Source organism: Chryseobacterium gallinarum (genome assembly GCF_001021975.1).
Lineage (GTDB): Bacteria > Bacteroidota > Bacteroidia > Flavobacteriales > Weeksellaceae > Chryseobacterium > Chryseobacterium gallinarum.
In genome coordinates this window covers 2,242,619-2,262,358 of the sequence record NZ_CP009928.1, presented here as the reverse complement: position 1 = coordinate 2,262,358, position 19,740 = coordinate 2,242,619, and the positions used below count along the sequence as shown (strand labels likewise).

Sequence of the window (19,740 nt, the reverse complement as noted above, 5' to 3'; positions counted from 1 at the left end):
AAAACAAAAAACCATCCGGGATCCGGATGGTTTTTCAATATCTGAATGAATATTATTCTTCAGTTTTTTCTTCAGCAGAGTCAGCTGCTTCAGCCTTAGGCTCTTCAACTTTCTCTTCTGCTTTTGGAGCTTCAGCAACTACTGCTTCAGCTTTTTTAGCAGATGTAGATCTTCTGCTTCTTCTTGTAGCTTTTTTCTCTTCAGCATTAGGGTTGTAAAGCTCGTTGAAATCTACCAATTCGATAAGAGCAGTATCAGCAGCATCACCTGGTCTGAATCCTGTTTTGATGATTCTTGTATAACCACCGTTTCTTTCAGCGATTTTAGGAGCTACAGTTCTGAATAATTCAGCAACCGCATATTTATTTTGAAGGTAAGAGAATACTACTCTTCTATTGTGTGTAGTATCTTCTTTTGCTTTTGTTAATAGAGGCTCAACATATACTCTTAAAGCTTTAGCTTTAGCTACAGTAGTGTTGATTCTTTTATGCTCAATTAGAGAACAAGCCATATTAGAAAGTAAAGCACTTCTGTGAGAAGCTGTTCTTCCTAAGTGATTGAATTTTTTACCGTGTCTCATTATTAATTATTTATCAGCGTCTAACTTATATTTTGCAACGTCGAAACCGAAGTTAAGACCTTTTGAATGCACTAATTCTTCTAGTTCTGTCAAAGATTTTTTACCAAAATTTCTGAATTTCATCAAATCAGACTTACTGTAAGAAACCAGCTCTCCAAGAGTTTCTACTTCAGCAGCTTTCAGACAGTTAAGGGCTCTTACGGAAAGATCCATATCTGCTAATTTAGACTTAAGTAATTGTCTTGTATGAAGAGTTTCTTCATCGTATTGGATAGATGCTTTTACCGCTTCTGTTTCAAGCGTGATTCTCTCATCAGAGAATAACATGAAATGATAAATTAATATCTTAGAAGCTTCAGTTAAAGCATTCTGAGGGCTGATAGACCCGTCAGTTTCTATATCTAATACAAGTTTTTCGTAGTCTGTTTTTTGCTCTACACGATAATTTTCAATGCTGTATTGTACTTTCTTGATTGGCGTGAAAATAGAGTCAATAGCAATAGTACCTACAGGCGCATTGTTTGACTTATTTTGTTCTGAAGGAACATATCCTCTACCTTTTTCAATATTGAAAGTAATTTCGAAAGTTACATCAGTATTTAGGTTACAAATCACTAAATCCGGGTTTAAAACCTCGAATCCGTTGATCGATTTTCCTAAATCACCAGCAGTAATAACCGTTTGACCTGAAACTTTAGCAACTACCTGCTCGTTAGCCTGGTTTTCTGCTGCAGCTTTTAATCTTACCTGCTTAAGGTTAAGAATAATTTCGGTAACGTCTTCGATTACTCCTGGAATAGTTGAAAATTCGTGCTCTACACCTTCTATTTTGATAGATGAAATAGCGTATCCTTCCAGAGAAGAAAGCAACACTCTTCTCAAAGCATTACCGATTGTAAGCCCGAAACCTGGTTCTAAAGGTCTGAATTCAAATTGACCTTTAAATTCATCAGAGTTAAGTAAAATTACTTTATCGGGTTTTATGAATTGTAAAATTGCCATATTATTGGGTTGAGCAAAAATTTGATTAAAAAATTATTTAGAGTAAAGTTCGACGATAAGCTGTTCCTTAATGTCCTCCGGAATCTGGATTCTTTCAGGAGCAGAAACGAAAGTACCTTCTTTCTTCTCATCGTTGAATTGTAACCACTCATAGTTTGCTTTAGAAGCTAATGCATTGGTTACCACTTCAAGAGACTTAGACTTTTCTCTTACAGCGATTACATCACCAGCTTTAAGCAAATAAGATGGAATGTTTACCAGTTCTCCGTTCACAGTGATGTGTCTGTGAGAAACCAATTGTCTAGCAGCAGATCTTGTTTTAGCAAAACCTAATCTGTATACTACGTTATCCAATCTGGATTCGCAAAGTTGTAATAGTACTTCACCTGTTACACCTTTACTTCTGTGTGCTTTATCAAATAAGTTAGCAAACTGTCTTTCTAAAATACCATAAGTATATTTAGCTTTTTGCTTTTCAGCCAACTGAACTGCGTATTCAGATTTTTTAGCACCTCTTCTCTTGTTAGGACCGTGTTGTCCTGGCGGTTGGTTCTTTCTTTTTTCGAAGTTTTTATCATCTCCGTAGATTGCAGCACCAAACTTTCTAGCAATCTTAGTTTTAGGTCCAATATATCTTGCCATAATGGGTAAATTCTAAAAATTAAACTCTTCTTCTTTTTGGTGGTCTACATCCATTGTGTGGCATTGGAGTCACATCAATGATTTCGCTAACTTCAATTCCTGAATTGTGGATAGATCTGATGGCAGATTCTCTACCTGCACCTGGTCCTTTCACAAACACCTTTACTCTTCTTAAACCAGCTTCGTGAGCTACAGCAGAGCAATTTTCAGCTGCCATCTGAGCAGCAAATGGAGTATTCTTTTTAGAACCTCTGAAACCCATTTTACCGGCAGAAGCCCAAGAGATAACCTCTCCGTTTTTATTTGTTAAAGAAATGATGATGTTATTGAAAGAAGCCTGAATATGAGCTTCACCAATAGCTTCAACTTTTACTTTTCTTTTCTTAACTACTTTAGTTTGTTTTGCCATAATTCCTAACGATTATTTACTAGCTTTTTTCTTGTTAGCAACAGTTTTTCTCTTCCCTTTACGTGTTCTAGAGTTGTTTTTCGTTCTCTGGCCTCTTAAAGGTAATCCAAGTCTGTGACGTATTCCTCGTTGGCATCCTATGTCCATCAATCTCTTGATGTTCAATTGCACTTCAGATCTCAATTCTCCTTCTACTTTTATGTTTTCAGAGATATAGGTTCTGATTGCAGCCAATTCATCGTCATTCCATTCGTTGACTTTCTTGTCTTCGCTGATACCGGCAGCTTTAAGGATTTCAGAAGAAGTACTTCTTCCTATTCCATAGATGTAAGTTAAACCGATAACACCTCTTTTGTTTTTTGGTAAATCAATACCTGCAATTCTCGCCATAATTTAATGTTAACCTTGTCTTTGTTTAAATTTTGGGTTCTTCTTGTTGATTACGAACAGTACACCTTTTCTGCGTACGATTTTGCAATCAGCGCTTCTTTTTTTAATTGATGCTCTTACTTTCATTTGAAAATATTTATTTTTTTATAACTATCGAATGGAATCATGAGATTTCATTTTTGATAGTATTTATTTTTTACAAATGCCAAATGGAATGAGTATTCCATTTGGCTAATTGTTTAATATCTAAATGTGATTCTCCCTTTCGTTAAATCATAAGGAGACATTTCTAGTTTCACCTTATCTCCAGGTAAAAGTTTAATATAATGCATTCTCATTTTGCCGGAGATATGAGCAATAAGGATATGCCCATTTTCCAGCTCTACACGGAACATGGCGTTCGAAAGTGCTTCCACGATCACGCCATCCTGTTCAATATGTTTTTGTTTTGCCATAAATTAATATCCAGTCGTTCTTGATAATTTAGACTGCATTAAGCCATCATAATGATGGTTCAGCAGATATGTATTAATCTGTTGAACTGTATCTAAAATTACACCCACCATAATTAATAGGGACGTTCCCCCGAAAAATAGGGCAAACGCATCTGTCTGAACAAAGCTTCCATGCACAATTGCCGGAAGGACTGCAAAGATAGATAAAAAAATTGCACCTGGCAAGGTAATTTTTGATAAAATATCATCTAAATAATCAGCGGTTTCTTTTCCGGGTCTTACTTTTGGTACTAAACCTCCGTTTCTCTTTAAATCATCAGCCATCTGGTTTACCGGAATTGTAATCGCAGTATAGAAAAATGAGAAGATAATAATTAATAGCGCAAACAATACGTTGTACTGCCAGCTAAAAACATTCTTGAAACCTGCAAGAAAAGTATTAGACTCATCGAATTTGGTTAATAATCCTGGTACGAACATCAATGCCTGGGCAAAGATAATCGGCATTACACCAGCAGCATTTACTTTCAATGGAATCCATTGTCTTGCTCCCTGCATAAGATTTCTGTTTACACCTCCTCTTGCTTGAGCTCTGCTTACATACTGAATGGGAATTTTTCTAACAGCTACTGATAAGATCACTGCTAAAAGAACTACTAACATCCAGAATAATACTTCAATAAGGATCATGATAGATCCCATTCCCCCTTTTCCGTTCTGCACGGCTATCTCCTGTACGAATGCCTCAGGTAATCTTGAAAGGATCCCCACCATAATCAGGATAGAGATACCATTTCCGATTCCCTTATCGGTAATCTTTTCACCTAGCCACATTGCAAATACTGAACCGGCAACCAAAATAACAATACTTGGTAACCAGAACATGATTGAATTTGGCTCTACATAGTATGCAGACTGGAACTGAGCATACGGTAAGAATAATTGAGTAATAGAAGTTAAGTAAGAAGGTGCCTGTACCAGACAAACCCCGATCGTTAACCATCTTGTAATTTGGTTCAATGTATTTCTACCTGACTCTCCATCTTTCTGAAGCTTCTGAAGATAAGGAATAGCCATCCCCATCAACTGAACAATAATAGAAGCAGAAATATAAGGCATGATACCCAACGCCATTACGGAAGCGTGGCTGAAAGCTCCCCCCGTAAACGACGAAAGCAAGCCAAGGAGACCTGCTCCTTGCTTGTTACCGCCTTGATTTTTATAATGCTCTAAGAGATCTCCCACTTCTGCAAGGTTAATTGCCGGAAGTGAGATATAAGATGCGAATCTATACACAAGGATTATCCCTAAAGTGAAGAGAATTTTATCTCTCAATTCTTTAAGACTCCAAATATTTTTAAGTGTTTGTATAAATTCTTTCATTAGTAAGTATTATAAGGTAATTGCTTTTCCACCTGCCTTAGCAATAAGCTCTTCAGCAGATTTAGTGAATTTGTCAGCAGAGATTGAAACCGCAGATTTCAATTCTCCTCTACCCATAATTTTCACTAATTCGTTTTTAGAAACTAAACCGTTTTCTACTAAAACTTCTTTCGTGATATCTCCTGTGATGGATTTGTTCTCGATTAAAGTCTGGATAGTATCAAGGTTAATTCCTCTAAACTCTTTTCTGTTTACGTTTTTGAATCCGAATTTAGGTAATCTTCTTTGTAAAGGCATCTGTCCACCTTCAAAACCGATCTTCTGAGAATAACCAGCTCTGGATTTTTGACCTTTATGTCCTTTTGTTGAAGTACCTCCTTTTCCGGAACCCTGACCTCTACCAATTCTTTTTGAATTGAAAGTAGATCCTGCAGCTGGTTGTATATTATTTAAATTCATTTTAATTTCTCTTTTATAAAATTATTTTTGAACTTCAAGTAAGTGACTTACTGCAGCTATCATTCCTAAGATAGAAGGAGTAGCTTCGTGTTCTACAACTTGGTGAAGTTTCTTTAATCCTAATGCTTCAAGCGTTCTCTTTTGGGTTTTTGTTCTACCAATAGCGCTTCTTACTTGCTTTACTTTAATTGTTGCCATTGTTTTAATTATTAACCGTTAAACACTTTACTTAGAGAAACTCCTCTCATTCTAGCGATTTCTTCAGGTCTTCTGATATCCAATAACGCTTTGAAAGTAGCTTTCACCACGTTGTGAGGGTTAGAAGATCCTTTAGATTTTGAAAGGATATCGTGAATACCAGCTGATTCCAATACTGCTCTTACCGCACCACCAGCGATCAATCCGGTACCGTGAGAAGCAGGTCTCAGGAAGATATCTGCACCACCGTATCTGGCAGTAGTCTGGTGAGGAATAGTATGGTTCATTACAGGAACTTTCACAAGGTTTTTCTTAGCATCTTCAACTGCTTTAGCAATTGCAGAAGCAACTTCTTTAGATTTCCCTAAACCGAAACCGATAATACCTTCTTCATTTCCTACTACAACGATAGCAGAAAATCCGAAAGCCCTACCTCCTTTAGTTACTTTTGTTACTCTGTTAACAGCTACGAGACGATCTTTTAATTCTAATCCTCCCGGTTTTACTCTTTCTATATTATCTAGTCCTAACATATTTCCGAAATTTAATGATTAGAATTTAAGTCCTCCTTCTCTCGCACCATCCGCTAAAGCTTTTACTCTACCGTGGTATACGAATCCGTTTCTGTCGAATACAATATTTTCGATTCCTGCAGCGATAGCTTTAGCAGCAATAGCTTTACCAACAGCTGTAGAAACTTCTGTCTTAGTCCCTTTAGCGTCTACGCCTTTCTCTCTGGAAGAAGCTGATGCTAAAGTTTTACCATTTTTATCGTCGATTAACTGAGCGTAAATTTCCTTATTACTTTTGTATACAGATAATCTTGGCAATTCAGAAGAACCAGAGATTTTTCCTCTTACTCTTCTTTTGATTCTTATTCTTTTTTCTAATTTACTTAATGCCATAATACTTATAATTTATTAAGCAGATTTACCAGCTTTACGTCTAACATTTTCACCAACGAATCTTACACCTTTTCCTTTGTATGGCTCAGGCTTTCTGAAAGAACGGATCTTTGCAGTAACCATTCCTAGAAGTTGCTTGTCATGAGACGTTAAAGTAATAATTGGGTTTTTACCTTTTTCAGTCAATGTATCTACTTTTACTTCACTTGGAAGTTCTAATACGATACCGTGAGAGAATCCTAAAGCTAACTCAAGTTTTTGACCTGAGTGAGAAGCTCTGTATCCTACTCCTACTAGTTCTAGTTTCTTTTCGAAACCTTCTGATACACCAACGACCATGTTAGCGATCAACGCTCTGTATAAACCGTGAAGCGCTTTGTGTTGTTTAGAATCAGATGGTCTGTTTACGTTAAGCTCACCATCTTTTTGTTCTAAAGTAATTCCTGCTGTAAGCTCCTGGGAAAGTTCTCCTTTCGCTCCTTTTACAGTTACCACACCGTTGTTTTCAGTGATTGTAACTCCTGCTGGAATTGTTATAATTGCTTTACCAATTCTTGACATTTTCCTCTGATTAAAAATTAATAAACATAGCAGATTACTTCACCGCCTACTTTCTCTTCTCTAGCTTTCTTGTCAGTCATTACTCCTTTTGAAGTAGAGATGATAGAAATACCCAAACCGTTTAGTACTCTTGGAAGTTCAGTTGAACCTTTGTACTGTCTCAAACCTGGTCTAGAAGCTCTTTGGATAGACTTGATAGCTGGTTTGTTGGTTTGCTTGTCGTACTTTAAAGCGATTTTGATCACTCCTTGAACAGCGTTATCTTCAAACTTGTAGTTTAAGATATACCCTTGATCAAATAAGATCTTAGTAATCTCCTTTTTGATTTTCGATGCAGGAATTTCCACCACTTTGTGGCCTGCGCTTTGTGCGTTCCTTACTCTTGTTAGGAAATCTGAAATTGGATCTGTTACCATTTTTCTTTTATAAATTATTGGTTAAAGAACAATCAGTTTTGCAAAGACTTGAAGAGTAAAATATCAGACTTCAGAAAATCTTAGGTCTGATATTTTTATCTTTAGTATCTGAACAACTTAATTGTCCCGATTAATTTGTAATTGTTACCAACTAGCTTTTCTTACTCCCGGGATAAGACCGTTGTTTGCCATTTCTCTGAAAGTTACTCTGGAAATACCGAACGTTCTCATATATCCTCTTGGTCTACCTGTTAGTTTACATCTGTTGTGTAATCTTACAGGAGAAGCATTTTTAGGTAATTTTTGAAGCCCTTCGTAATCACCTGCTTCTTTAAGAGCTTGTCTTTTAGCAGCGTATTTAGCAACTAGTGCTTCTCTTTTGCGCTCACGCGCTTTCATTGATTCTTTAGCCATTTCTTAGTTCTTTTTAAATGGTAAACCGAAGTGAGTTAATAATGCTTTAGCTTCTTTATCTGTTTTCGCAGTTGTTACGAAAGTGATGTCCATCCCCTGGATTTTTTTCACTTTGTCAATTACGATTTCAGGGAAGATAATCTGCTCAGTAATCCCTAAGTTGTAGTTACCTCTACCATCGAAACCATCTGCTTTGATACCAGAGAAATCTCTGATACGTGGTAAAGCAGAAGAAGTAAGTCTGTCTAAGAACTCATACATCTTGTCAGCTCTCAATGTTACTTTAGCACCTACAGGCATTCCTTTTCTCAATTTGAAAGCAGCTTCGTCTTTCTTAGAGATCGTACCAACAGCCTTTTGACCAGTGATATTTGTAAGTTCTTCTACAGCATAGTCAATGATTTTCTTGTCTGCAGTAGCATCACCTAAACCTTGTGATACAACGATTTTCTCTAATCTAGGTACTTGCATTACTGACTTGTACCCGAATTCTTCCATCATTGCAGGAACAATTTTCTCTTTATATGCTTTTTTGGGTCTTGCTATATATTCCATGTGTTATTTAAAATTATAAAGTTTCACCCGTTTTTTTGTTGATTCTTACTTTCTTATCTCCTTCGATTTTGTAACCTACTTTGATAGCTTTTCCGTCTTTACCTACTAAAGCTACGTTTGAGATATGAATAGAAGCTTCTCTTTCAACGATTCCTCCTTGAGGATTTGAAGCTGAAGGCTTAACGTGCTTTTTGATGATGTTAAGTCCTGCAACAACTACTCTAGGGTCTCTACCTTCTTTCTTGATCACTTCAATAACTTCACCAGTCTTACCTTTGATATCTTTCTTACCAGTAGTAATGATGACGTTATCTCCTCTTTTTATTTTTAACTTTGACATTTCTTTAAAAAATTTTAAAAATTAAAGTACTTCAGGAGCTAATGAAATGATTTTCATATATTCTTTGTCTCTCAACTCACGAGCAACTGGTCCGAAAACACGCGTTCCTCTCATTTCTCCCGCTGCGTTTAGTAATACACAAGCATTGTCGTCGAATTTGATGTATGAACCATCTTTTCTTCTTACTGCTTTTTTCGTTCTTACTACTACAGCTTTAGATACCTGACCTTTTTTAGCGTTTCCTGATGGTGTAGAATCCTTGATAGTAACAACGATTTTATCACCAACTGAAGCATATCTTCTTCTGGTTCCTCCCAGAACTCTGATAACCAGTACTTCTTTTGCACCTGTGTTATCAGCAACTTTTAATCTTGATTCTGTTTGTAACATTATTACTTAGCTTTTTCAATGATTCTTACTAATCTCCATCTCTTGTTCTTGCTCAAAGGTCTAGTTTCCTGGATCAAAACTGTATCTCCTTCGTTGCACTCATTGTTCTCGTCGTGTGCAGTATATTTTTTCGTTTTTAATACGAATTTACCGTACATCGGGTGCTTCATTCTCATCGTTTCACTAACAACAATGGTCTTTTCCATTTTATTGCTGGAAACCACTCCGATTCTTTCTTTTCTTAAATTTCTATCCATTGTAAAATGAAATTATTGTTTGTTAGTTAACTCAGTGTTTAGTCTTGCGATTGTTTTTCTCAAATCTTTGATTTGAATAGGGTTTTCAATTGGGCTGATAGCATGAGCCAATTTCAATTTAGAATATTGAGCTTTTGCTTCAGTTAATTGAGCTTGAATATCACCCGCGCTTAGATTTTTAATATCAGCTTTTTTCATTGTATTCAAAGATTATAGAGGTTTAACAAAATCGTTAGCAACGATGAATTTAGTAACTACTGGTAATTTCTGTGCAGCAAGTCTAAGAGCTTCTTTCGCAACTTCGTAAGGAACTCCTCCTACTTCGAACATAATTTTACCTGGTTTTACTACAGCTACCCAGTATTCAACAGCACCTTTACCTTTACCCATCCTTACTTCAGCTGGTTTCTTAGTAATTGGCTTATCCGGGAAGATTTTGATCCATAGTTGACCTTCTCTCTTCATATATCTTGTCGCAGCGATACGAGCCGCTTCAATTTGTCTTGCAGTGATCCAAGCTCCTTCAGTAGCTTTGATCCCAAAAGTTCCGTATGCAAGTTGACTACCTCTCTGGGCATTCCCCTTCATCTTCATCTTGTGAACTCTACGGAATTTGGTTCTTTTTGGTTGTAACATAATTTAATATTAGATGTTAGACGTTAGATGTTAGATGTTAGATAAAATTGAATCAGTTCTTGTAACGGAAGATCTAATTTCTAGTTTCTATCTTCTAACTTCTAATTAATTATTATTGTTATTGTTGTTTTTTCTAGGTCTTCTGTTGTCTCTGTCTCCTCCTCTGTTTCCTCTGTCAGACTGACCACCTTTTTTCTGTTGTCCCACTAGTGGAGAAAGTTCTCTTTTACCGTAAACCTCACCTTTCATGATCCAAACTTTTACACCTAGTCTACCGTAAGTAGTGTGAGCTTCAGCCCAGTGGTAATCGATATCAGCTCTGAAAGTTGACAATGGAATTCTTCCTTCTTTGAAAGATTCTGATCTTGCCATTTCAGCACCGTTTAATCTACCAGAGATCTGAACTTTGATACCTTCAGCACCCATTCTCATAGTACTTGCCATTGCCATTTTAACAGCTCTTCTGTAAGAAATTCTGTTTTCAATTTGCTTAGAAATACTATCAGCAACCAATACAGCATCTAATTCAGGTCTTTTGATTTCGAAGATGTTGATTTGAATATCCTTACCTGTAAGTTTTTTCAACTCTTCTTTCAATTTATCAACTTCCTGACCTCCTTTACCGATGATAAGTCCCGGTCTAGCAGTAGTAATAGTTACTGTAACTAATTTTAAAGTTCTTTCAATATAAATTTTTGAAATACCACCTTTAGATAATCTAGCTTCAAGGTATCTTCTGATTTTGTAGTCTTCAGCGATTCTGTCTCCATAATCGTTTCCACCAAACCAGTTAGAATCCCATCCTCTGATGATACCTAATCTGTTACCAATTGGATTTGTCTTCTGTCCCATACCTTGATTAATTTTCTTTGTTACCTAAGATTAATGTAACGTGGTTAGATCTTTTTCTGATTCTATACCCTCTACCTTGTGGAGCTGGTCTTAGTCTCTTCAATTGTCTTGCACTATCCACGAAGATTTCTTTAACGATAAGGTTGGCTTCCTCAATGTCAGCTCCTTCGTTTTTCACTTGCCAGTTGGCAATTGCAGAAAGAAGTAATTTTTCTAATTTGTTAGAAGCTTCTTTCTTAGAATACTTTAGGATATAAAGTGCTTTGTCTACCTGCTCTCCTCTGATGATATCAGCAACTAATCTCATTTTTCTTGGAGAAGACGGGCAATTATTTAATGAAGCTTTAACAACGTCTTTGTTTGCTTCTTTTCTTGCGATTGCGCTATCTTGTTTTCTAGATCCCATGTTTATCTGCTTCCTTTGTTTTTGTTACCACCATGACCTCTGAAAGATCTTGTTGGAGAAAATTCGCCTAACTTGTGACCAACCATGTTTTCTGTAACGTAAACAGGGATAAAAGATTTCCCGTTGTGTACAGCGATAGTTTGTCCTACGAAGTCCGGAGAGATCATAGATGCTCTAGACCAAGTTTTGATAACTGTCTTCTTACCAGACTCTATATTTGCCTGAACCTTCTTATCTAAAGTATGATGAATGAACGGTCCTTTTTTAAGTGATCTTGCCATAATTATTTTCTTTTAGATACGATGTAACGGTTAGACACTTTGTTTTTCTTTCTAGTTTTGTAACCTTTAGCCGGTTTACCGTTTCTAGATCTTGGGTGACCTCCTGAAGAACGTCCTTCACCACCACCCATCGGGTGATCTACAGGGTTCATTACAACCGCTCTTGTTCTTGGTCTTCTACCTAACCATCTGCTTCTACCAGCCTTACCTGATACCGTTAATTGGTGATCTGAGTTGGAAACTGAACCAATCATTGCCATACACTCAGTAAGGATCATTCTTGATTCTCCTGAAGGTAACTTGATGATTGCATATTTACCATCTCTGGAAGTTAATTGAGCTGAAGAACCAGCACTTCTTGCTAAAATAGCACCTTGTCCAGGCTTCATTTCAACGCAAGAGATTACAGTACCCAATGGAATATTTTTCAATTTCATTGCGTTACCTACGTTTGGTTCAACGCTTTCTCCTGATACTACTTTCTGATCTACTTTGATACCGTTTGGAGCGATGATATATCTCTTCTCTCCGTCTGCGTATTCTAATAAAGCGATAAATGCAGTTCTGTTTGGATCGTATTCTACAGATTTTACAGTAGCTTCAACGTTTGCTTTGTTTCTTTTGAAGTCAATAATTCTGTATTTCTTTTTGTGTCCACCTCCGGTGTAACGCATGGTCATTTTACCTGTGTTGTTACGTCCACCTGACTTTTTAATACCAACTACTAGAGATTTCTCTGGCTTGTTAGTAGTAATTTCCTCAAAATTGTTTACAATTCTGAATCTCTGTCCCGGGGTGATAGGTTTTAATTTTCTAACAGACATTACTATTATTTATAATTAATAATTAATTTACAGCAAAAATATCGATAACCTCACCTTCAGCAAGTTTGATTACCGCTTTTTTCAATTTGTTTGTCTTTCCTACTTGAAGACCTTTTTTAGTGTATTTTGAAGAAACCTTCGGAGCATAAATCATTGTGTTAACGTCTGCTACTTTTACACCGTAAGCTGCTTCAACAGCCTTTTTGATCTCGATTTTATTCGCCTTAGGATTCACTAAGAAAGAATAAGAACCTCTTAAATCTGTAAGGTAATTAGCCTTTTCTGAAATAACTGGTTTAATAATAACTGACATGACTTATTTCTTTAAATTTTCCTGGAATTTTTCAACTGCACCTTCAAAGAAAATGATCTCACCAGCATTTACTAAATCGTAAGAACTGATTTCATTGTAGTTCATTACTTTAGCTTTAGGTAAGTTTCTTGAAGATAAATACACATTCTTATTAGCTTCAGGAAGAACGAATAAAGATTTTTTACCGTTAAGTTCCAATGCGTTTAATACATTGATGAAATCTTTAGTCTTAGGAGCTGCAAAGCTCATATCTTCTAAAACCTTGATGCTGTTGTCTCTCATTTTCTGAGATAAAACAGATTTTTTAGCTAATCTCTTAAGAGCTTTGTTCAATTTGAATCTGTAATCTCTTGGTTTTGGTCCGAATACTCTACCTCCACCTCTGAATACTGGAGACTTGATATCCCCGTATCTAGCAGATCCTGATCCTTTTTGCTTCTTAAGCTTTTTAGTAGAAGCAGTAATTTCGCTTCTTTCTTTCGCTTTATGAGTACCTTGTCTTTGAGCAGCAAGATACTGTTTAACTTCTAAGTAAACCGCGTGCTGATTTGGCTCAATTCCGAATACTGTTTCGTCTAGAGTTACTTTTCTTCCGGTCTCTTTTCCTGATGTATTTAATACTACTAGTTCCATTTTCTGATAATTACATAAGAATTTTTAGCTCCCGGAACAGCACCTTTTACTACTAAAAGATTTTGTTCTTGATCAACTTTTAACACTTGAAGGTTTTGAACAGTTACCTGCTTACCTCCCATTCTTCCAGCCATTCTCATCCCTTTGAATACTCTTGAAGGGTCTGAACCAGCACCGATAGAACCTGGAGCTCTAAGTCTGTTGTGCTGACCATGAGTTGCCTGCATTACACCTCCAAATCCGTGTCTTTTAACAACACCCTGGAAGCCTTTACCTTTTGAAGTTCCTGTTACGTCAACATACTCACCTTCTGTGAATAAATCAACTTTCACTTCTTCTCCTACTTTCACTTCATCAACGAATTCTCTGTAGAATTCAACCAATTTAGCTTTAGGAGCAGAACCAGCCTTTTTAAAATGACCAGCTAACGCTTTACCAACGTTCTTCTCACTCTTGTCATCGAAACCTAATTGAACAGCTTTATAACCGTCTTTTTCTAAGGTTCTGACCTGTAAAACCGAGCATGGACCAGCCTGAATAACTGTACAAGGAATGTTTTTCCCTTCTTCGTTAAACAAAGATGTCATACCGATTTTTTTACCAATAATACCTGACATTGTTTATATTATAATAAAATTTATCCTTTATTTATCACCATTTCCCGGGAGTCTGAAGTAATTTCTACTTTTGATATAGGCATACTACGCCCCTAAAATGAGTGTGCAAATTTATGAATAATTTTATAACTGACAAATATTTTGACTAAAATATTTTGATTTTTAATCAATTAGATGATTTTGAAAAAATTCAGAACAAATTTTCCCGGAAATTATTTTGATTTTAAAAAAAGAAGCCGGAAAGGGTCCGGTTTTACATCATAACATTTACTCCCAGCTCTTCAAGACCAAGTTTATCTTCATCAGAAATTCCCGCATCAGTAATCAGATAATCTATTTTATCCAACGAGGCAATTTTACCAAATCCCTTTTTGTTCAGCTTGGAAGAATCAGCAAGGATTACCGTTTGATCAGCACACTCTATCATCACCTGGTTCAAATGGGCTTCGGCCGCATTAGAAGTACTGATTCCGAATTCGGGATCAATCCCGTCTACTCCCAGGAAAAGTTTATTGCAGGAAAACTGTTTAAGAATGCCTTCCGAAATGGATCCTACTATAGAAGTGGAACTCTTCCTAACTTCACCTCCCAGTTGTATAATATTAATATTGGGATTATTGCATAATTCAATGGCCACCCGCAGGGAAGATGTCAATACGGTAAGCGGCCCGGAATTCACCAGCATCCTTGCCAGATAATGCATTGTTGTTCCCGAAGCCAGTATAATACAGTCATTCTCCTGAATCAGAGACAAAGCAGCTTTTGCAATAGCCTGTTTGGCTTCCACATTGATATTTTCCTTCTCTCCTACATTTTTTTCATATGCATATCTTACCTGTTTGCTCGCTCCCCCATGGTTTCTAAAGAGCAGTCCGAGACTTTCGAGATAGTTCAGATCCTTTCGGATCGTAACTGAAGATACGTTCAGTTTCTCACACAAGTCCTGAACAAGCACATGGCCTTTTTCATCAAGCTCTTTTAATATTTGGTCATGCCTGTGTATCAGCTTCTCCATTTTATTCGTTTGCTCAAAAATACCATTTTTTTCTTATATGCTGAAATTTCATTTATTTTCTTTTTGCTTTCATTTTTAATTTATATATTTGAAAACGAAACATAAACGAAACATTTATGAAACGAAACGAAGAACTCAGCAAATTAAACCATGTAAAAGAATGGGACTTTATAGTCATAGGAGGAGGAGCCAGTGGTTTAGGTTCAGCTTTAGACGCAGTAAGCAGAGGCTTTAAAACCTTATTGCTTGAATCACATGATTTTGCAAAAGCAACGTCCAGCAGAAGTACCAAATTGGTACATGGTGGAGTAAGATATCTGGCACAGGGAGATGTTGGCCTGGTAAAAGAAGCCTTAAAAGAAAGAGGATTATTGGCAAAAAATGCAGCTCATATTGTCAAAAACCAGTCTTTTATTATCCCTAATTATACCTGGTGGGGCGGAATTTACTATAAAATAGGACTATCAATCTATGACTTTCTTGCCGGGAAACTGAGCTTGGGGAAAACAAAATACATCAGCAAATCGAAAACCGTTGAAAAACTCCCTACTATTGAACAAAACCACTTGATGAGTGGTGTTGTTTACCAGGACGGACAGTTTGATGATGCCAGATTAGCGATCAACTTAACCCAGACTATTATTGAAAAAGGGGGAACCGCTATCAACTATATGAAAGTAGTCGGACTTCTGAAAAATGACTCAGGTAAGATTATCGGGGTTACCGCTGAAGACCAGTTTACCCAACAGCAATATCAGATTCATGGGAATGTCGTGATCAATGCGACAGGCGTGTTTACTAATGATATCCTCAATATGAACAATCCTAAGCACGGAAAGCTTGTTGTTCCAAGTCAGGGGATCCATCTGGTGCTGGATAAGTCATTCCTGAAAAGTGATGACGCGATCATGATCCCGAAAACATCAGACGGCAGGGTTCTGTTTGTCGTTCCATGGCACGACAGGGCATTAGTAGGAACTACAGACACGCTTTTGGAAAATGAAAGTTTTGAGCCTCGCGCTTTGGAAGAAGAAATCAGCTTTGTTTTGAATACCGCAAGACAATACCTTGCCAAAAAACCAACCCGCGAAGATGTAAAATCAGTTTTTGCAGGGCTTCGTCCCCTTGCCGCTCCTAAAGATGGAAGCAAAAGCACCAAAGAAGTTTCCCGGAGCCATAAGGTGATTGCTTCTGACACAGGATTGGTCTCCATTATCGGAGGTAAGTGGACTACTTACCGTAAAATGGCTGAAGATACTGTGAATGAAGCCATGAAAGTTCACCGGTTAGGCAATACCCCTTCTAAAACAGAACATCTTTCCATCCATGGAAATGTAAAACCTGAACAGGTAGACAGGACCAATCATCTATATGTTTACGGTTCTGATATTCCAGCTATAAAAGCTTTACAGGAAAGCAACCCGCGTTATGCTCAAAAAATACATCCTGACCATCCCTTTACTGTTGCAGAAGTGGTTTGGGCTGTAAGAAATGAGATGGCAGAAACCATTGAGGATATCCTGGCAAGAAGAGTCCGCCTGTTATTCCTGGATGCAAGGGCAGCGATAGACAGCGCTCATCATGTAGCCAGAATTATTGCTGAAGAAAAAGGATATTCTGAAGAGTGGGCACAGCAGCAGGAAAACGAATTTATTGAACTGGCAAAAGGATATTTATTAACTCCTTATTCACCTAAAGTTACTAACCTAAATTAACACGCTTTATATGAATGAAAAATTAATTCTCGCTCTAGACCAGGGAACAACTTCCTCCAGAGCGATTCTCTTCAATCACAGCGGAGAAATAAAATATGTTTCTCAGAAAGATTTCAGACAGATATTCCCTACTCCGGGCTGGGTAGAACATGATCCCAATGAAATCTGGTCTTCACAGATATCCGTAGCTGCAGAAGTGATAGCAAAAGCCGGAATATCCGGACTGGAAGTTGCTGCAATCGGAATTACCAATCAACGTGAAACTACTATTGTATGGGATAAGGAAACAGGTGACCCTATTTACAACGCTATCGTATGGCAGGACCGCAGAACCTCAAAATACTGTGATGAACTGAAAGAACAAGGGCACGCAGAAACGATTAAAGAAAAAACAGGACTGGTCCTTGATGCCTACTTCTCGGCCACCAAGCTGAAATGGATCCTTGATCATGTAGAAGGAGCAAGGCAAAAGGCTGAAGAGGGGAAATTATGTTTCGGAACTGTAGACACCTGGTTGGTATGGAAACTGACCCGGGGAAAAATGTTTATTACAGATGTTTCCAATGCCAGCAGAACTATGCTTCTGAACATTCACACTTTGGAATGGGACAACGACCTGTTGGAACTATTTGATATTCCTGAAGCTATTCTTCCTGAAGTGAAGCAAAGCAGCGAAATATACGGAGAGACGGCCACAACCCTTTTCTCTACAAAAATTCCAATAGCTGGTATTGCCGGAGATCAGCAGGCAGCTTTATTCGGGCAGATGTGTACCACTCCTGGAATGGTAAAAAACACCTATGGAACAGGATGTTTCCTACTCATGAATACAGGTAAAGAAGCTGTTTCTTCCAAAAACAACCTGCTTACCACTGTAGCCTGGAAAATTAACGGGGAAGTAAACTATGCCCTGGAAGGGAGTGTATTTGTAGGTGGTGCGGCTATTCAATGGCTGAGAGACGGGCTTAAAATTATTCACTCTTCTGAGGAAGTCAATAAGCTGGCTGCTTCTGTAAAAGATAACGGGGGAGTTTATTTCGTTCCGGCACTTACTGGCCTTGGTGCTCCCTACTGGGATCAATATGCCCGCGGAACTATTGTGGGAATGACCCGTGGTACCACTGACGGACATATTGCAAGAGCTACATTGGAAGGAATAGCATTCCAGGTGTATGATATTGTGAAAGCAATGGAGGCAGATTCGGGAAGAGAGAGTCTTGAGCTGAGAGTAGACGGCGGCGCGTCGGCAAGCGACCTGTTGATGCAGATACAATCTGACCTTTTCGGCTTTAAAATAACCCGCCCGAAAACCCTTGAAACGACAGCCCTTGGAGCAGCCTACCTGGCCGGACTTGCAGTAGGATACTGGAAAAACATTGACGAAATCCAGGAGCAATGGATTGTAGACAAAGATTTCCACCCTCAACTGGGTAAAGATCAAGTGGATAAAATGATTCACTTTTGGAAGAAGGCCATCAAGAGTGCACAAAGCTGGATAGAAGATTAATTTACCTCACCTAAAAAAACTTATATGACCCCATTTATTGCAGAAGTTATCGGCACGATGCTTCTTATATTGCTAGGCAACGGCGTTGTGGCCAATGTTGTATTAAAAGATACTAAAGGGAATAATTCCGGATGGATTGTTATTACGACTGCATGGGCACTGGCTGTATTTGTAGGAGTAACCGTAGCAGGACCGGTAAGTGGTGCGCACCTGAACCCCGCTGTCACCATTGGTCTCGCTACTGCAGGAAAATTTTCCTGGGATTTGGTACCTTCTTATATTGCTGCCCAGATGATCGGAGGAATGCTGGGGGCTTTTCTGGTATGGCTATTTCATAAAGACCATTTTGCCATTACAGAGGACGAAGGAGCCAAACTGGCATGTTTCAGCACAGGACCCGCTATCAGGAAGTTCTCTTCCAATCTGATCAGTGAGATTATCGGAACATTTGTATTGGTATTTACGATTTTTTATTTTGCAGATCCCAGCCTTTCTTTACAGGCTGATCCTACAGCGAAAGTAGGGCTAGGTTCCATAGGAGCCATACCGGTTACTTTTGTTGTATGGGTAATAGGCTTGTCTTTAGGGGGGACAACAGGGTACGCCATTAACCCCGCCAGAGATCTTGCCCCAAGAATCATGCATGCTATTTTGCCCGTAAAAGGCAGCAGCGACTGGAGCTATGCCTGGGTTCCGGTGATAGGACCTGTAATAGGCGCTATTATCGCTGCTTTTTTATATGGATTTTTAAAATAAAAGACAAATGATGAAAAAAATCTTACAAGGAATCTTTCTCTCTGCCTTAAGCATCGGAAGATTGTTTTCTCAGGAAAACACAGAAGCTAAAGAAGGCAGGCTCGATTTTACAGCCAACATTCAAAACAACCATTTATGGAGAGGACTGATTATTACAGACAAACCCGTGGTAATGGGAAATCTATCTTATGCCCTGGATGCAGAAAAGAAATGGAAGGTAGGGATCTGGGGTGCATCAGCATTGGCAGATGATAAGGACAACACTCATTACAAAGAGATCAATTATTACGTTCAGTATTCTGACGGTCGTTTTTATATAGGTTTATGGGATCTCTATAATTCCAGAAACATCAATACAGCAGTGGCTGCTGATGATATCTTCAGTTATTCCCAAAGGAGAACGGCCCATATTATAGATCTGAGAACCAATTATACTTTCGGGCCTTCTTTTCCGATCAATATAGAAGCCGATATCATGTTGTATGGTGGCGCCAACGCCGGAGAGGTTATTCTTGAACCGGACGGAAGTTATAAGAAAAACAGATATTCTACTTATATCCAGGCAAGCTATCCGGTAATCAAAGATCAGAAAGTAAATCTGGATGCTTTTGTAGGTGCCGGTTTTGCACTTAATGACAACACCTTTCTGTACGGAAACGGAAAGAATAGTTTTGATATCGTAAACGTAGGTCTAAAAGCAGGAAAAGTTATTAAAATATCCGATCATTACAGTCTTCCTGTTGCTATGATGGCCATGTGGAATCCTTCTAATAAGTATGCAAGGATTCAATTGGCTGCGACTGTTTTTTAATTTCAGCTGAAATTATAT

General features: G+C 37.9%; 33 protein-coding genes. 4 read left to right on the top strand and 29 right to left on the bottom strand.

The features are described from left to right. Window positions 1–52: 52 nt before the first annotated feature. From rplQ to OK18_RS10055, 29 genes are all read right to left on the bottom strand, one after another. The gene (rplQ, locus tag OK18_RS10190) at window positions 53–580 is read right to left on the bottom strand and encodes a 50S ribosomal protein L17 (RefSeq protein WP_053327926.1); all 528 of its coding nucleotides are present in this window, start codon (window positions 578–580) and stop codon (window positions 53–55) included. 6 nt (window positions 581–586) lie between these two features. Continuing rightward, window positions 587–1,582, bottom strand: coding sequence for a DNA-directed RNA polymerase subunit alpha (locus OK18_RS10185; RefSeq protein ID WP_050020613.1), 996 nt, complete (start codon window positions 1,580–1,582; stop codon window positions 587–589). A gap of 33 nt (window positions 1,583–1,615) precedes the next feature. Further along, the gene (rpsD, locus tag OK18_RS10180; protein WP_029297746.1) at window positions 1,616–2,224 is read right to left on the bottom strand and encodes a 30S ribosomal protein S4; all 609 of its coding nucleotides are present in this window, start codon (window positions 2,222–2,224) and stop codon (window positions 1,616–1,618) included. A gap of 19 nt (window positions 2,225–2,243) precedes the next feature. After that, window positions 2,244–2,633, bottom strand: a complete 390-nt coding sequence (gene rpsK, locus OK18_RS10175) for a 30S ribosomal protein S11 (protein ID WP_002983263.1) — start codon at window positions 2,631–2,633, stop codon at window positions 2,244–2,246. Window positions 2,634–2,645: 12 nt separating this feature from the next. Then, window positions 2,646–3,023, bottom strand: coding sequence for a 30S ribosomal protein S13 (gene rpsM / locus OK18_RS10170; RefSeq protein WP_050020611.1), 378 nt, complete (start codon window positions 3,021–3,023; stop codon window positions 2,646–2,648). Window positions 3,024–3,032: 9 nt separating this feature from the next. Continuing rightward, window positions 3,033–3,149, bottom strand: a complete 117-nt coding sequence (gene rpmJ, locus OK18_RS20895; RefSeq protein WP_007839480.1) for a 50S ribosomal protein L36 — start codon at window positions 3,147–3,149, stop codon at window positions 3,033–3,035. A gap of 113 nt (window positions 3,150–3,262) precedes the next feature. Then, complete coding sequence (infA, locus tag OK18_RS10165) at window positions 3,263–3,478, bottom strand: translation initiation factor IF-1 (protein WP_002983257.1); 216 nt, start codon at window positions 3,476–3,478, stop codon at window positions 3,263–3,265. Between the two features lie 3 nt (window positions 3,479–3,481). Next, on the bottom strand, window positions 3,482–4,861 hold the full coding sequence (secY, locus tag OK18_RS10160; RefSeq protein WP_053327925.1) for a preprotein translocase subunit SecY: 1,380 nt from the start codon (window positions 4,859–4,861) through the stop codon (window positions 3,482–3,484). Window positions 4,862–4,870: 9 nt separating this feature from the next. Beyond that, window positions 4,871–5,320 carry a 50S ribosomal protein L15 gene (rplO, locus tag OK18_RS10155; protein WP_050020610.1) on the bottom strand — a complete coding sequence of 150 codons (450 nt, stop codon included), beginning with the start codon at window positions 5,318–5,320 and terminating at the stop codon, window positions 4,871–4,873. 21 nt (window positions 5,321–5,341) lie between these two features. After that, window positions 5,342–5,518, bottom strand: coding sequence for a 50S ribosomal protein L30 (gene rpmD / locus OK18_RS10150; protein WP_029297759.1), 177 nt, complete (start codon window positions 5,516–5,518; stop codon window positions 5,342–5,344). An 11-nt stretch (window positions 5,519–5,529) separates the two neighbouring features. Continuing rightward, window positions 5,530–6,051, bottom strand: coding sequence for a 30S ribosomal protein S5 (rpsE, locus tag OK18_RS10145; RefSeq protein ID WP_045491132.1), 522 nt, complete (start codon window positions 6,049–6,051; stop codon window positions 5,530–5,532). Window positions 6,052–6,069: 18 nt separating this feature from the next. Then, window positions 6,070–6,423 carry a 50S ribosomal protein L18 gene (gene rplR / locus OK18_RS10140; protein ID WP_050020609.1) on the bottom strand — a complete coding sequence of 118 codons (354 nt, stop codon included), beginning with the start codon at window positions 6,421–6,423 and terminating at the stop codon, window positions 6,070–6,072. A gap of 15 nt (window positions 6,424–6,438) precedes the next feature. Next, the gene (gene rplF / locus OK18_RS10135) at window positions 6,439–6,984 is read right to left on the bottom strand and encodes a 50S ribosomal protein L6 (RefSeq protein WP_050020608.1); all 546 of its coding nucleotides are present in this window, start codon (window positions 6,982–6,984) and stop codon (window positions 6,439–6,441) included. Window positions 6,985–7,001: 17 nt separating this feature from the next. Further along, window positions 7,002–7,400, bottom strand: coding sequence for a 30S ribosomal protein S8 (gene rpsH / locus OK18_RS10130; RefSeq protein ID WP_034694686.1), 399 nt, complete (start codon window positions 7,398–7,400; stop codon window positions 7,002–7,004). Window positions 7,401–7,544: 144 nt separating this feature from the next. Then, on the bottom strand, window positions 7,545–7,814 hold the full coding sequence (rpsN, locus tag OK18_RS10125) for a 30S ribosomal protein S14 (protein ID WP_002983233.1): 270 nt from the start codon (window positions 7,812–7,814) through the stop codon (window positions 7,545–7,547). Window positions 7,815–7,817: 3 nt separating this feature from the next. Further along, window positions 7,818–8,369: a 50S ribosomal protein L5 gene (rplE, locus tag OK18_RS10120; protein WP_050020607.1), complete on the bottom strand. Its 552-nt coding sequence runs from the start codon at window positions 8,367–8,369 to the stop codon at window positions 7,818–7,820. A 13-nt stretch (window positions 8,370–8,382) separates the two neighbouring features. After that, a complete protein-coding gene (gene rplX, locus OK18_RS10115) occupies window positions 8,383–8,709 on the bottom strand; it encodes a 50S ribosomal protein L24 (protein WP_002983229.1) in 327 nt (108 codons plus the stop codon). A gap of 21 nt (window positions 8,710–8,730) precedes the next feature. Next, the gene (gene rplN / locus OK18_RS10110; protein ID WP_002983226.1) at window positions 8,731–9,099 is read right to left on the bottom strand and encodes a 50S ribosomal protein L14; all 369 of its coding nucleotides are present in this window, start codon (window positions 9,097–9,099) and stop codon (window positions 8,731–8,733) included. 2 nt (window positions 9,100–9,101) lie between these two features. Next, window positions 9,102–9,356: a 30S ribosomal protein S17 gene (gene rpsQ, locus OK18_RS10105; RefSeq protein ID WP_027381310.1), complete on the bottom strand. Its 255-nt coding sequence runs from the start codon at window positions 9,354–9,356 to the stop codon at window positions 9,102–9,104. Window positions 9,357–9,368: 12 nt separating this feature from the next. Then, on the bottom strand, window positions 9,369–9,554 hold the full coding sequence (gene rpmC, locus OK18_RS10100) for a 50S ribosomal protein L29 (protein ID WP_002983223.1): 186 nt from the start codon (window positions 9,552–9,554) through the stop codon (window positions 9,369–9,371). A 12-nt stretch (window positions 9,555–9,566) separates the two neighbouring features. Further along, entirely contained in the window at window positions 9,567–9,992 is a 426-nt protein-coding gene (gene rplP / locus OK18_RS10095) for a 50S ribosomal protein L16 (RefSeq protein WP_002983219.1), read from the bottom strand. A gap of 105 nt (window positions 9,993–10,097) precedes the next feature. Beyond that, a complete protein-coding gene (gene rpsC / locus OK18_RS10090) occupies window positions 10,098–10,844 on the bottom strand; it encodes a 30S ribosomal protein S3 (RefSeq protein ID WP_050020605.1) in 747 nt (248 codons plus the stop codon). A gap of 7 nt (window positions 10,845–10,851) precedes the next feature. Beyond that, on the bottom strand, window positions 10,852–11,250 hold the full coding sequence (rplV, locus tag OK18_RS10085; protein ID WP_050020604.1) for a 50S ribosomal protein L22: 399 nt from the start codon (window positions 11,248–11,250) through the stop codon (window positions 10,852–10,854). A 2-nt stretch (window positions 11,251–11,252) separates the two neighbouring features. Further along, window positions 11,253–11,531 (bottom strand): 30S ribosomal protein S19, encoded by a 279-nt coding sequence (rpsS, locus tag OK18_RS10080; protein ID WP_002983209.1) that lies wholly within the window; start codon window positions 11,529–11,531, stop codon window positions 11,253–11,255. 2 nt (window positions 11,532–11,533) lie between these two features. Beyond that, window positions 11,534–12,355, bottom strand: coding sequence for a 50S ribosomal protein L2 (gene rplB, locus OK18_RS10075; RefSeq protein ID WP_002983208.1), 822 nt, complete (start codon window positions 12,353–12,355; stop codon window positions 11,534–11,536). A gap of 22 nt (window positions 12,356–12,377) precedes the next feature. Further along, on the bottom strand, window positions 12,378–12,668 hold the full coding sequence (gene rplW, locus OK18_RS10070) for a 50S ribosomal protein L23 (RefSeq protein ID WP_002983204.1): 291 nt from the start codon (window positions 12,666–12,668) through the stop codon (window positions 12,378–12,380). Between the two features lie 3 nt (window positions 12,669–12,671). Further along, complete coding sequence (gene rplD / locus OK18_RS10065) at window positions 12,672–13,301, bottom strand: 50S ribosomal protein L4 (RefSeq protein ID WP_050020603.1); 630 nt, start codon at window positions 13,299–13,301, stop codon at window positions 12,672–12,674. Continuing rightward, window positions 13,292–13,918 (bottom strand): 50S ribosomal protein L3, encoded by a 627-nt coding sequence (gene rplC, locus OK18_RS10060; protein ID WP_050020602.1) that lies wholly within the window; start codon window positions 13,916–13,918, stop codon window positions 13,292–13,294. Before rplC ends, rplD begins: the two co-directional genes overlap by 10 nt. Window positions 13,919–14,171: 253 nt before the next feature. Next, complete coding sequence (locus tag OK18_RS10055; protein ID WP_050020601.1) at window positions 14,172–14,933, bottom strand: DeoR/GlpR family DNA-binding transcription regulator; 762 nt, start codon at window positions 14,931–14,933, stop codon at window positions 14,172–14,174. A 116-nt stretch (window positions 14,934–15,049) separates the two neighbouring features. On the opposite strand from OK18_RS10055, the gene OK18_RS10050 reads away from it, so the two are divergent. Genes OK18_RS10050 through OK18_RS10035 form a run of 4 tightly spaced genes read left to right on the top strand, consistent with a single transcriptional unit; the run spans window position 15,050 to window position 19,722 of the window. Further along, entirely contained in the window at window positions 15,050–16,648 is a 1,599-nt protein-coding gene (locus OK18_RS10050; RefSeq protein WP_053327924.1) for a glycerol-3-phosphate dehydrogenase/oxidase, read from the top strand. Between the two features lie 10 nt (window positions 16,649–16,658). Then, on the top strand, window positions 16,659–18,155 hold the full coding sequence (gene glpK, locus OK18_RS10045) for a glycerol kinase GlpK (RefSeq protein ID WP_050020599.1): 1,497 nt from the start codon (window positions 16,659–16,661) through the stop codon (window positions 18,153–18,155). A 24-nt stretch (window positions 18,156–18,179) separates the two neighbouring features. Further along, complete coding sequence (locus OK18_RS10040) at window positions 18,180–18,911, top strand: MIP/aquaporin family protein (RefSeq protein ID WP_053327923.1); 732 nt, start codon at window positions 18,180–18,182, stop codon at window positions 18,909–18,911. Window positions 18,912–18,918: 7 nt separating this feature from the next. Further along, complete coding sequence (locus OK18_RS10035) at window positions 18,919–19,722, top strand: hypothetical protein (RefSeq protein WP_053327922.1); 804 nt, start codon at window positions 18,919–18,921, stop codon at window positions 19,720–19,722. The last annotated feature ends 18 nt before the right edge of the window (window positions 19,723–19,740 follow it).